Here is a 12692-nt window from a genome sequence, read left to right on the forward strand (position 1 = left end):
GATGAAATGACGGGTTATGAACTATCGGCTGGTGCGGCGCGGGGGCGTGGGGCGCGGGCCCGGTCCCGTGCTCGACGAGCATCAGCGGGCTGTGGTGGCCCATGAGAGCGGTCCGCTGCTGGTGCTGGCGGGCCCCGGGGCCGGGAAGACGACCACCATAGTCGAGAGCGTCGTCGACCGGGTCGAATCGCGGGGCGTCGACCCCGAGCGCATCCTGGTCCTCACCTTCAGCCGCCGGGCGGCCGGAGACCTGCGCGACCGCGTCACCGCCCGGCTGCGCCGGACCACCCGCACGCCCCTCGCGCTGACCTTCCACAGCTACGCCTACGCCCTGCTGCGCCGCGAGGCGCTGGAGGCGGGCCAGCCGCCGCCGCGCCTGCTGACCGGCCCCGAGCAGCTGCTCGAAGTGCGCCGCCTGCTGCACGGCGAGCTCGAAGACGGGGCCACCCGCTGGCCCGAGGCGATGCGCGAGTGGCTGAAGACGCGGGGGTTCGCCGAGGAGGTCCGCGACTTCCTGGCCCGCGCCCGCGAACGCGGGCTCGACGGCCCGGCGCTGGTCGAGCTCGGGCACACCCACGGCCGGTCCGACTGGGTGGCGGTGGGCCGGTTCGCGGCCCGCTACCAGGAGCGCTTCGACCTCGACCCGATCTGGACGCTCGACTACGCCGAGCTGATCAGGGAGGCCGCCGCGCTGCTGGCCGACGGCCCGGTCAGAGACCGCGAGCGGGCCGCCTACGACGTCGTGTTCGTCGACGAGTACCAGGACACCGACCCGGCGCAGGAGGACCTGCTGCGCGGGCTGGCCGGCGACGGCCGCGACCTCATCGTGGTCGGCGACCCCGACCAGGCAATCTACGGCTTCCGCGGCGCCGAGGTGCGCAACATCCTCGACTTCCCCGAACGGTTCCGTACCGCCGGCGACGGGCCCGCGCCGATCGTGGCGCTGCGCACCTGCCGCCGCAGCGGCGAAGACCTGCTGGCCGCCTCGCGCCGGATCGCCAACCGGCTGCCGGTCCCGCCGGGCTGGCGCGACACCTCCCACCGCGACCTGCACGCCGTCGACGGCCTGGAGCCGGGCGAGGTCCGCGTCGTCATCGCCGACAGCGTGTCGCAGGAGGCCGCCGTGGTCGCCGACACGCTGCGCCGGGCCCACCTGCTCGACGGCGTGCCGTGGCAGCGCATGGCGGTCCTGGTGCGCAGCGCGACCCGGCAGGTGCCGATGCTCCGGCGCGCGCTGCACACCGCCGGGGTGCCGGTCGTCGTCACCGGCGACGAGGGCCCGCTGATCACCGAACCCGGGGTCAGGCCGCTGATCCTGCTGCTCAAGGCGGCGGCCCGGCGCGAGTCGCTCGACGTCGCCACCACCGAGGAACTGCTGACCGGCCCGCTCGGGGGCACCGACATGATCGGGGTACGCCGCCTCCGGCGCGGCCTGCGCATCGCCGAGCACGAGGCGGGCATCGTGCCGCCCCGGTCGAGCGACGAGCTGATCGTGGCCGCCGTGCAGACCCCCAACGAGCTCACCCTGCTCGAACCCCACGTCGCCGCGCCCGCGCAGCGGCTGGCCACCCTGCTCGCCACCGCGCGGCAGACCGTGGCCAAGGAGCTGACCGCCGAAGACGCCCTGTGGGAGGTCTGGAAGGCCAGCGGCCTGTCGGAGCGCTGGACCCATTCGAGCCTCGGCGGCGGCGCGCGCGGCGGCCAGGCCGACCGCGACCTCGACGCGGTGGTCAACCTGTTCGACTACGCCGCCAAGTTCGTCGACCGGCTGCCGCAGGCCGGCGTCGAGGTCTTCGTCGACGACCTGATGGCCCAGGAGATCCCGGCCGACTCGCTGGCCGCCCAGGCGCCCGACGGCGAGGCCGTGCGCATCCTGACCGCCCACCGGGCCAAGGGCCTCGAATGGGACGTCGTCGTGGCCGCCGGCGTGCAGGAGGGCGTCTGGCCCGACCTGCGGGTACGCGGCTCGCTGCTCGGGGTCGAGTCGCTGGTCGAGGTCGCGGGCGGCATCGCGCTCGACGGCACCGACGCCGAGAGGTTCGCGCTCGGCTCCAAGATGCTGGCCGAGGAGCGGCGGTTGTTCTACGTCGCCGCCACCCGGCCCCGCTCCCGGCTGGTCGTCACGGCCGTCGGCGGCGAGGACGCCGACGAACGCCCCTCGCGCTTCCTCAACGAGCTCGTCCCCGGCGGCCTGGAGAACGCGACCGTCGACGACCGGGCCCGCTGGCTCAGCATGCCCGCGCTGGTCGCCGACCTGCGCTCGGCCGTCTGCGACCCGACCCGCCCCGAGCCGATGCGCCGCGCCGCCGCCCGCCACCTGGCCCGGCTCGCCGACGAGGGCGTGCCGGGGGCCGACCCGTCGTCGTGGTACGCCCTCACCGAGATCTCCGACGACCGCCCGCTCGCCTGGCCCGACGGGGTCGTGCAGATCTCGCCGTCGGCGGTCGAGAAGTTCACCAAGTGCGGCCTGCGGTGGGTGCTGGAGACCGCGGTCGGCACCGGCGGCGAGAGCGTGCCGCAGGTCTTCGGCAACGTCATCCACGCCATCGCCGTGCTCGCCGCCGAGGAGCACACCACCGACGAACTGGCCAAACGGCTCGACGACGTGTGGGACGACCTCGACTTCGGCGGCATCTGGTTCAACCGCAAGCAGCGGCACGTCGCCGAGAAGATGGTCGACCGCTTCCTCACCTGGCACCGCGAGAACCCGCGCGAGCTGGTCGGCTTCGAGGAGTCGTTCACCCAGGTCGTCTCCGACGGCGTCGTCATCAAGGGCCGGGTCGACCGGGTCGAGCGCGACGGCGACAACCGGGCCGTGATCATCGACATCAAGACCGGCACCGCCAAGCCGCGCGACGACGAGCTCGACCGTCACCCCCAGCTCGGCGTCTACCAGCTCGCGACGGTCCTGGGCGCGTTCGAGCGCCACGGCATGACCGAGCCCGGGGGAGCCGCGCTGCTCCAGGTCGGCAAGGCCGCCGGGACCGGCCCGCTGGCCAAGGAGCAGTCGCAGATCCCGCTCGCCGACGACGTCAACCCCGAGTGGGCCCAGGACCTGGTCACCACGGTCGCCGCCGGCATGTCGGCCAACCTGTTCGTCGCCAAGGTCAACGACGGGTGCCGCACCTGCGCGGCCCGGTTCTCGTGCCCGGTGAACGACAGCGGGGGCCAGGTGTGCTGACCCCGTTCGACCTGGCGGCCACGCTGGGCGTGCCGCCGCCCACGCACGAGCAGGCCGGGGTGATCTCCGCCGACCTCGGGCCGATGGTCGTCATCGCCGGAGCCGGGTCGGGCAAGTCCGAGACCATGGCCGGACGGGTCGTCTGGCTGGTCGCCAACGGGTTCGCCAAACCCGAGCAGATCCTCGGCCTCACCTTCACCCGCAAGGCGGCGGCCGAGCTCGCCGAACGGGTGCACAAGCGGCTCACGACGCTGGCCGAGAAGACCGAGACCCCGATGGACCTGGAGGTGGAGCCGACGATCTCCACCTACCACGCCTACGCCGCCCGCCTGGTCACCGACCACGCCCTCCGCGAGGCCATGGAGCCCACGATGCGGCTGGTCACCCCGGCCGTCGCCTGGCAGATGGCGGCCCGCGTCGTCGGCCAGTACGACGGCCCGATGGACCAGATCGACCTCGGCCCGCCGAGCGTCACCGCCGCCGTGCTCGACCTGGCCGGGGAGATGGCCGAACACCTGGCCACCGCCGACGAGGTGCGCGACTACGGCCGGCGCTGGTCCGAGCGGCTGGCGCTGCTCCCGGGCCGGGTCACCAACGCCCAGCGCAGGCCGGTGCAGGTCCACGCCGTGCGGGAGCAGCTGCTGCCGCTCGTGGAGGCGTACCAGAGGCTCAAGCGGGCCCGTGAGGTGATCGACTACGGCGACCAGATGGCGCTGGCCGCCCGCATCGCCTCCCGGCACGAGGAGGTCGGCGAGATCGAACGGGCCCGGTTCACCGTGGTGCTGCTCGACGAATACCAGGACACCAGCCACGCGCAGCTGGTCCTGCTGCGGTCGCTGTTCGGCGGCGGGCATCCCGTCACGGCCGTCGGCGACCCGTGCCAGTCGATCTACGGCTGGCGGGGGGCCTCGGCGGGCAACCTGTCGCGCTTCCCGCACGACTTCCCGACCGCGCAGGGGGAGCCCGCGCCCGTCAGGCAGTTGTCGGTCAGCTTCCGCAACGGCGAGCGGGTGCTCGACGTCGCCGCCCGCATCCAGACCGACCTGCGCCGCGAGAGTTCCGAGGTGCCGGTGCTGACGCCGGGCGAGAACCGGGCCGACCGGGGCCGCGTGGTGTGCGCCTACCACGCCACGGCCCACGACGAGGCCGAGTGGATCGCGGAGGGCGTACAGAAGCAACTGGGCCTGGAGCTCGCGCCCGACGGGCTTCCGTGGGGCGAGGGCGAGCGGAGCAAGCCCCGGCAGGGCCCGGCCCTGCAACCGGGCGACGTGGCGATCCTGGCCCGCAAACGCTCGCAGTTCCCCACGCTCCGCAAGGCGCTGGAGGCGCGCGGCATCCCGGTCGAGGTGGTCGGGCTCGGCGGGCTGCTGACCGTGCCCGAGGTGGCCGACATCGTCTCCACGCTCCGGGTCATGTACGACCCCACCGCCGGCGACGCCCTGATCAGACTGCTGGCCGGACCCCGCTGGCGCATCGGCCCCGCCGACCTGAAGCAGCTCGGCGACCAGGCCAGGGAGCTGAACCGCGAGCGCGACGAACGCGGCGGCCGCCCCAGCGACCCCCTCGACCAGGTCGTCGCCGACCTGGAGGCCGAACGCGGCAGCATCATCGACGCCCTCGACGAACTGCCCGACCGCCCCGAATGGCTCGACCCCTACAGTCCGCTCGCCCGCGAGCGGCTGCCGAAGCTCGCCGAGGAACTGCGGCTGCTGCGCTCCCACGCCGGGTTGCCGCTGCCCGACCTGATCTCCGAGGTGGAGCGCCGGACCGGCCTCGACGTCGAGGTGGCCTCCCGGGGCGGCAGCCCGCTGGCCGCCCGCGCCGACCTCGACGCCTTCCTCGACGCGGCGGCCCGCTTCGCCGGCGACGCCGAAGACCCGACGCTGGGCGCGTTCCTGGCCTACCTCAAGGCGGCGGAAACCGAGGAGTTCGGCCTCGAAGGCGGCCGGGTCGGCGAGACCAACAGCGTCAAGCTGATGACCGTGCACGCCTCCAAGGGCCTCGAATGGCCCGTCGTGATCGTGCCCGGCCTGTCGGAGGTCACCACGGCGGCCGGCGGGCTGGCCCGGGGCAGCGTCTTCCCGGCCACGCCGGTCACCAACTCCCGCTGGACCGACAACCCCCGCAAACTGCCCTACGCGCTGCGGGGCGACGCCCGCGACCTGCCCGCCCTCGAAGGGCTGAGCAAAGAGGAGCTGGCCGACTTCGACGCCGCCAGCCGGGAGCGCGACCTGCGCGAGGAGCGCCGCCTGGCCTACGTGGCGGTGACCCGGGCCCACTACCTGCTGATCGCGTCGGGCTACCGGTGGGGGAGCGCGTCGCGTCCGCTGGAGCCGTCGCGGTTCCTGCTGGAGGTGCGCGACCAGGCGTCGTCGGTGGCCGTCTGGACCGACGACGACGCCGTGGAGAACCCGCTGCTGGCCGAGCCCGCCGAGGCGGCCTGGCCGTCGGTGGCGGTGCGCGACGGCATCGCCGAAGGGGCCAGGTTCATCCGCGAGGCCCTCGACGGCCTCGACGAGGAGGGCGTCGGCGAGGTGCGGCAGTGGGAGCAGGAGCGTATGCAGTCGTGGGCCCGCGACACCACGCTGCTGCTGCGCGAACGCGACCGGCGGCGCGAGGGCAACCTGGTCGAGCTGCCGCTGCGCCTGTCGGTCTCCTCGCTGGTCTCCCTGGCCAAGGACCCGTCGGCCTACGCCCGCGAGGTACGCCGCCCGCTGCCGCACAAACCCGCGCCGCTGGCCCGGCGCGGCACCTCGTTCCACCGCTGGCTGGAGACCCGGTGGGGTCAGCAGCGCCTCATCGACGAACTCGACCTGCCCGGCGCGGCCGACGACCTCAACGAGGCCGACGAGCAGCTGCGCGTCCTGCAGGCCCGGTTCGAGGAGAGCGAGTGGGCCGAGCGCACCCCGGTCGACCTGGAGGTCCCGTTCGAGACCGTCATCGCCGACCGGCTGGTGCGCGGCCGCATGGACGCCGTCTTCCCCTGGAACGACGGCTACGTCGTGGTCGACTGGAAGACCGGCAACCGCCCGCGCGGTTCGGCCGCCGCCCGCATCCAGGCCATCCAGCTCGCCGCCTACCGGCTGGCCTGGGCGAAACTGGCCGAGGTGCCGCTGACCCGCGTCGGCGCGGCCTTCCACTACGTGCTGGAGAACCGCACCGTCAGGCCGGTCGACCTCATGGGCCTCGACGACCTGACGGCGCTGATCTACGGCATCCCCGAGACGTAGTGGAACTCCGGCTTCGGGTGCATCAGGAAGTCGTGGTGGGAGATGTTGTACGCGTAGGCCCCGGCCATCGCGAACGCGACGACGTCACCCGGCCGGAGAGCCGCCTTCACCCGGCGGGCGAACACGTCCTTCGGGGTGCAGAGCTGCCCGACCAGGGTGACCTCCTCCTCCGGGCCGCCCGGCCCGAACACGGTGAAGGGCTGGTCGTGGCCCTTCGTGACGGGCGTGCGCAGGTGGTGGGTGCCGCCGGTCAGCACGGCGAACAGTTCGCCGTGCACCCGCTTCACGTCGAGGACCTTCGTCAGGTACCAGCCGCAGTAGGCGGTCATGGCCCGGCCGGGCTCGATCCTCATGACGTCGCGCCCGAGCCCGCGCAGCCCCTCGCCGTAGGACTCCCAGTCGAAGGTGCGGCCGGGGTCGGCGTAGTCGACGGCCATTCCGCCGCCCACGCACACCTCCTCGCCCGGCAGGGCGTGGTCGACGATCGTCTCTGCCAGGCCCGTCAGCGCGGGCGCGTCGAGCCCGCTGGCGAGGTGCGCGTGGACGCCCGCGATCCGGGCGTTCCCCGGCTTCTCGCGGCACGCCGCGACCATCTCCGGGTCCATCCCGAACGGCCCGCTCATCGCCAGCGCGGCGCCGTCGACCTCCGCCTTCAGGTTCAGCCGCAGCAGCACGTCCCCCTGGAGCAGGTCGAGCTCCCGGGGACTCTCCACATGGAACCGGTAGGGCCTGCGCGCGAGGTCGGCGGCGGTCTTGCCCGGCCCGCCGAACGCCAGCCGCGAGCCCGGGAACAGCGCCGACACGTGGTCGAACTCGCCGCCCGACGACACCTCGAACCCGTCGACGTAGGGCGCCAGCGTGCGCAGGATCGCCGGGTCGGGGTTGGCCTTCACCGCGTAGTAGACCTCGATCCCGCGCATCGCCGCCCGGATCCGGGCCGCGTGGGCGTCGAGCGCCGCCAGGTCGTAGACGTAGGCCGGCACGTCCCCCAACCGGTCGGCGATGTCCGCGATCACGCGATCACCAGCGGGTTCGCCACCGGCACGTAGGTCGCGGCCCGGTCGGCCCGGCGCTCCCACCGCACGGTCAGGTTGGCCTTGGCGGGCAGCGGCACCCCCGACATCAGCCGGGCCAGCGGCTCGGGCCACCCGATCGACTCGCCGTAGGCGGCGATCTCCTCGGCCGCCACGCCCCACAACGTCTCCAGGGGCGCGTCCACCGACGCCGCGATCTCGGCCAGATGGTTCACGACCAGGCAGTAGACCACCCGGTCCCAGCCCTTCTCCGGCGTGTACGTCATCGCCCGCGCCACCTCCTCGCGCACCCCGGCCAGGTCGTGCCCGACCAGCTTGGTGCCCTCCAGGTCGCGGAACACCGCCTGCACCGGCTTCCTCTCGGCATCGAGCCCGACCAGCACGTTCTGCAGGTGCGGTTCGAGCACCACCCCGTGCCGCAGATAGGCCTCCAGCACCGGCAGCGCGACCACCTCGACGTAGGAGCGCCACCACCCGACGGGGTCGTCGCCCCCGAGGTCGCGCAGCGCCAGCGCGCCCGCCAGCACCGGCGTGACGTCGGGCCCGCACCGGCCGCGCGGGCTGCACCGCACCAGCACGCCGAGCCCTTCGAACAACTCCCGGCCCAGGTCGACGGTCCGGTAGCCGGGCTCGGGCAACCACCGGGTGCCCGGGAACCGCTCGGTGAGGGCGGCGAACACCGGGGCCAGCCGGCCCGACAACTCGACCGCGCTCGCCAGCTCGTACCAGGCGTTCTTCCGCACGCAGTTGGTGATCCGCACGTCGAGGGAGAACTTGAGGCACTTGTCGAGCAGCGGGTCGTAGACGGTCCGCACCGACGACGTCGGCAGCACGTCGTGCTCGGCCGGGCCGAGGTCGATCAGCCGATCGCCGTCGACGGGCGGCCCGGTCAGCTCGTACTGCCACGGGTGGACCGGCAGCAGCCGGTAGCCCGGCGGCACGTCGGCCGGGATGCCGTCGAGGGCGCTCACGTCGCCCTCCTCGACGACCAGGTCGTCACGCACCGCCAGCAGCCGCAGCGGAAACCGGGCGTACGCCTCGGGCGCGTACGCCAGCCAGTCGCCCCGGGCCGCCCCGCGGGCCTTGGGCGCGGGATGGAACGGGTGCCCGAACACGAGGTCCTGCTCCGAGGCCAGCCACTCGTTCCCGGGCGGCTTGCCCTGGGCGCGGGCCGCCAGCAGCCGCCCGATCACCTCGCGGCTCCCGGCCACCTGCGCCGCGAACTCCCCGTTCACGCCGGGCAGCTCCCGCGCGATCAGGCCGACCAGGGCGTCGGAGGTCAGCGGCTCCCACGCCGGACCGACCAGGCGCTCGGGCTCGGCGACACGCAGGGCCATGCCGCCGCTCGTCTTCGCCCGCAACCACACCCCGCCGACCCGCACCATCGTGTACGGCCCGGCCGGGAACGCCTGGCCGGGCAGTTCGCGGATGCAGCACCGGAGGAGGGCCGCGACGGTGGCGTGCTCCGCGACGTTCATGTACATGGGCCAGAGGACCCCTTTCGCAGATAGTTCGGGCCGCTGGTCCCGTAGAACTTGTTGATGTCCTTCGCGCCGCTCCTGGCCTTGGAGACGAGGCTCCCGGCGGTGACCATGCTCTTGCCGACCAGCCGGGCGGCCTCCAGCGTGCGGTTGCGCAGCAGCCGGGCCATCGGGTGGTCGCCGTGCTCGTCGAGGGCGCGGGCCAGGGCGGCCCGCACCAGGTCGGGCCGCAGCGTCACCGCGGCGGCGGCCAGGTGGAGGGTGATCGTCACGAACACGTCGGCGAGCGCGTGGGGATCGCCGGTCAGCATGCGCTCGTCGGCGAAGCCGGGCACCTCGATCCCGGCCGCCGCCAGGTGGTCGGGGGAGGCGAGCAGCCCGTCGTTGTCCTTGAGGAGCAGCCGCATCGGGCCGTCGCCGAAGACCAGCGCGAGGTTCTGCTGGTGCGCCTCCAGCGCGACGCCGTAGCGCACGAAGAGCGTGACGTTCCAGGTCAGCAGCGCCCGCAGGTAGTCGGCGAGCAGCGTCTCTGCGTCGCCGCGATAGTGGCGGCCGGCCAGCGCGTCGAGCACGCCGGGCGCGTTCAGCGCCGCCACCGAGACGATCTCGCCCTCGGGCAGCCGCCGGGCCATCCAGGCCAGGAACTCGTTGCCCGAATGGGCGAACTCCTGCTCCCCGGCGAGCCGGACGGGCAGGCCCGGGTGCCGGTCGAGCACCTCGGTCAGCAGCCGCTCGGCCCGCGCGCCGTCGTCGAGCACGCCCGGTTTGATCGACCGCCGGTTGCGCACCCCGAGCGTCGCCGTGGCGAGCGGCATCTTCAGATGGGTACGCGGCGACACCTCGACCGTGCGCATCGACAACGTGGGGCGTACCGGAAGGAAGTCGAGCGGCGCGACCACGGCGTTCACCTGCGGCAACGACAGCGGATGCACCGGGAACAGGCGATGGGTCGCGGCCAGGCCGGACGGCAGGCCGACGGCGGCGAACGACGGGAAGAACTCCGGCACCGGCCCGGTCCCCGGCACGGCCGCCCAGCGCAGCGTGAACCGCGGCGCGAACTCGGGCGCGTAGGCGAGCAGCTGCTCCTCGGTCAGGCCGTGCCGGCAGCGCGCCGTCGGATAGACCGGGTGGTCGCTGAACGCGGCCAGCACCTCGTAGCCGATCGGGCCCAGCTCGGGCAGCCGGTCTTCGACCGAGGCGCGGTGACGGTCGAGCAGCTCCAGGCCGGTCAGGGTCTGGCGGCACTCCTCGCGGAAGGCGGCCACCCCTTCGGCGTCGGCCGGGTCGGCGATCCTGCCCAGCGTCGCCAGCACCTCGCGCAGCCGCACGCTCTCGCCCGGGGCCACGGTGAAGTCCTGGAAGAGCCCTTCGAGGCCGCCCGAGGGGAACCCCGGGGCCAGCCGCACCCGCCGCGAGGCCGACAGCGGCACGTACGCCCCCGCCTTGTCCCAGCTCAGCCGGCCGGCCAGCCCGCCGACGTCCTCTCTGATCAGGGCGTTCAGCACCCGCGCCGCCAGGTAGCCGTCGCGGCCCACCCGCACCGCCGTGGCGTTGCTCACGCGACCACCCACGGGTGGGCGTCCAGGAAGACCTTCGCGGCCGTGTCGACGGCCTCGCGGGTGGGGCCGACGGCCCGCAGCAGGGCCAGGTAGTCGCGGTTGGTGTGGGTCACCGCGACCGGCTGCCCGGCCTCCTTGAGCGGCAGGTGCCAGAGCCGCACGTCCTCGTGGGCGCCGGTCAGCTCCGTGGGCGCCTTCACGATCGTGCCCGGCCGGGTGGCCAGCACGCTGATCGCCGCCGCGTGCCCACGGGGACGGGGCGCCTCCGGCGCCGGTTCGCCCGCGTGCACCCGCAGGATCCACTCGAACAGCGGCACGTCGAGGTGGTCGGCCAGCAGCAGGTCGCAGTTGTCGCCGATGACCCGGTAGTTGACCTCGACGACGCGCGGCCCGTTCTCGGTGAGCACGTATTCGGTGTGACAGGCCCCGAATCCGACGCCCAGCGCCTTGAGCTGATCGAGCACCTCTTCTGAGCCCGGCAGGTCCGGCGACCAGTCGAGGCGCTCCTCCACGAAGTGGGGCAGCGGCCCGAGCGTGGTCTGGAACCCGCCCAGCACCCGGGTCGTGCCGCCGTCGCCGAGGGTCTCCAGGGTCATCAGCGGCCCTTCGAGGTACTCCTCCGCGACCAGCACCGCCCCCGGGCGGCGCGTCCAGATCTCCCGCGCCGCCGCGCCGAGGTCGTCCCTGACGAGCACGACGTCCTCGCTGGCCACCCCCTCGCGCGGTTTGACCACGACGGGGTAATCGACCTCGGGCAGCGGCTCGCCGGGCACCACCCGGGCCGAGCGCACGTCGCCGAGCACCCGCCGGGTGAGCGCCTTGTTCTTGCCGTTCAGGCAGGCCCGCCAGTCCTTGCCCGACAGGCCGAAGTAGTCGGCGGCCAGGGCGGTCTCGACCTGGAGGTGGTCGGAGTTGGAGAAGATCACGTCGGGCCGGTGGTGGCGCGCGATGACGTCGATGACGGCCTTCGGGTCGCGTACGTCGGCCGGGATCGTCTCGTGGCCGGGATAACCCTCCGGTTGATCGGTCAGGATGGTGACCTCCCACCCGAGGGCCTTCGCGGCGGGCAGGAAACCCCGCGTGACCGAGTCGGTGGGGTTGAGCGTGGTGAGGTACAGCCGCAAGTGCATCCCCTGAGGTAAGGCTTACCTAACCTCTAGAACCTTACTGGGGAACGGGCGGCCGCGTGGGCCGATGAAAGAATAACCCCGTGGACATCACCGAGGGACTCCTGGGGCCCCTGCTACTCAGCCGCAGCACCATCGACCGTTCCGCCCAGCTCCGACATGACCCCGACTGGCTTGAGCGGGTATGGCACGACCCGTCCACACGCGTCCTCGTCATCAGCGACGGCCAGACCATGGTCAAACGGTCGGGCGACGAGGCCGAGATCGTCCTGCTCGCCCCCGCCGAGGCCCCCGAGGGCCAGCGCCATCTGCTGGGCGTCGCCGACGGCGTGGCCTACTTCTCCGTCTCGGCCAAACTCCCCGACGACGCCGACTCCGCCGGCCTGCGCGAGGCGGGCTCGATCATGAGTGACCGCGACGCCGGCCTGTTCACCTACGCCGTCGCCCTGGAGTCGTGGCACGCCACCCACCGCTTCTGCCCCCAGTGCGGCGCCGAGACCACCGTCACCCAGGGCGGCCACGTGCGCGTCTGCCCCAACGACGGCTCCCAGCACTTCCCCCGCGTCGACCCGGCCGTCATCATGCTCATCCGCGACCCCGACGACCGCATCCTGCTGGCCCGGGGCCCCCAGTGGCCCGAGGGCCGCATGTCCGTCCTCGCCGGCTTCGTCGAACCCGGCGAATCGCTGGAAGCGGCCCTGGCCAGAGAGGTCTTCGAAGAGGTCGGTGTACGTGTTTCAGACCCCCGCTACCTAGGCAGCCAGCCCTGGCCCTTCCCCCGCAGCCTCATGCTGGGCTTCTTCGCCCGCGCCCTCACCAGCGACCTGACCCTGGATCCGAAGGAGATCGCCGAAGCCCGCTGGTACACCCGCGAGGAGTTGCGCGTGGCCATCGCCACCGGCGAACTCCGCGTGCCACCCCCCGTCTCGATCGCCCGCAGACTCATCGAAACCTGGTACGGATCGGCCATCGACGACCAGGGAAACTGGGGCCGCTGACAACCGCAGGTTCAGGGAGCGCGGATCAGCTGACGCGGGCAAGTCGTTTCGTCCCGGTCACCGGCCGATGGCGCGGACATGG

General features: G+C 73.3%; 7 protein-coding genes. 3 read left to right on the forward strand and 4 right to left on the reverse strand.

Annotated features, from left to right (window positions below):
• Positions 1 to 16: 16 nt before the first annotated feature.
• A complete protein-coding gene (locus AW274_RS36550) occupies positions 17 to 3181 on the forward strand; it encodes an ATP-dependent helicase (protein ID WP_062443096.1) in 3165 nt (1054 codons plus the stop codon).
• Positions 3175 to 6411 carry an ATP-dependent helicase gene (locus AW274_RS36555; protein ID WP_062443099.1) on the forward strand — a complete coding sequence of 1079 codons (3237 nt, stop codon included), beginning with the start codon at positions 3175 to 3177 and terminating at the stop codon, positions 6409 to 6411. The genes AW274_RS36550 and AW274_RS36555 overlap by 7 nt, the downstream gene beginning before the upstream one ends.
• On the opposite strand, the gene AW274_RS40910 is transcribed toward AW274_RS36555, so the two are convergent.
• The 4 genes from AW274_RS40910 to AW274_RS36575 are packed head-to-tail and all read right to left on the reverse strand — an operon-like array spanning position 6390 to position 11615.
• Positions 6390 to 7427 carry a type III PLP-dependent enzyme domain-containing protein gene (locus AW274_RS40910; protein ID WP_062443102.1) on the reverse strand — a complete coding sequence of 346 codons (1038 nt, stop codon included), beginning with the start codon at positions 7425 to 7427 and terminating at the stop codon, positions 6390 to 6392. The two genes, AW274_RS36555 and AW274_RS40910, sit on opposite strands and share 22 nt — an antisense overlap.
• Entirely contained in the window at positions 7424 to 8929 is a 1506-nt protein-coding gene (locus tag AW274_RS36565) for an IucA/IucC family protein (protein WP_062443104.1), read from the reverse strand. Before AW274_RS36565 ends, AW274_RS40910 begins: the two co-directional genes overlap by 4 nt.
• On the reverse strand, positions 8920 to 10485 hold the full coding sequence (locus AW274_RS36570; RefSeq protein WP_063813880.1) for an IucA/IucC family protein: 1566 nt from the start codon (positions 10483 to 10485) through the stop codon (positions 8920 to 8922). Before AW274_RS36570 ends, AW274_RS36565 begins: the two co-directional genes overlap by 10 nt.
• Positions 10482 to 11615: an ATP-grasp domain-containing protein gene (locus AW274_RS36575; RefSeq protein WP_198169577.1), complete on the reverse strand. Its 1134-nt coding sequence runs from the start codon at positions 11613 to 11615 to the stop codon at positions 10482 to 10484. Before AW274_RS36575 ends, AW274_RS36570 begins: the two co-directional genes overlap by 4 nt.
• 80 nt (positions 11616 to 11695) lie before the next feature.
• Between AW274_RS36575 and nudC the strand changes: the two genes are divergently transcribed.
• A complete protein-coding gene (gene nudC, locus AW274_RS36580; protein ID WP_083975423.1) occupies positions 11696 to 12610 on the forward strand; it encodes an NAD(+) diphosphatase in 915 nt (304 codons plus the stop codon).
• The last annotated feature ends 82 nt before the right edge of the window (positions 12611 to 12692 follow it).

The organism is Herbidospora daliensis (assembly GCF_001570585.1).
GTDB classification, from domain to species: domain Bacteria; phylum Actinomycetota; class Actinomycetes; order Streptosporangiales; family Streptosporangiaceae; genus Herbidospora; species Herbidospora daliensis.

Excerpts from the sequence above, each read along its gene's own strand:
- AW274_RS36550 (WP_062443096.1), top strand. The coding sequence starts at position 17 with ATGAACTATCGGCTGGTGCGGCGCGGGGGCGTGGGGCGCGGGCCCGGT.
- AW274_RS36565 (WP_062443104.1), bottom strand. The coding sequence starts at position 8,929 with ATGTACATGAACGTCGCGGAGCACGCCACCGTCGCGGCCCTCCTCCGG.
- AW274_RS36575 (WP_198169577.1), bottom strand. The coding sequence starts at position 11,615 with ATGCACTTGCGGCTGTACCTCACCACGCTCAACCCCACCGACTCGGTC.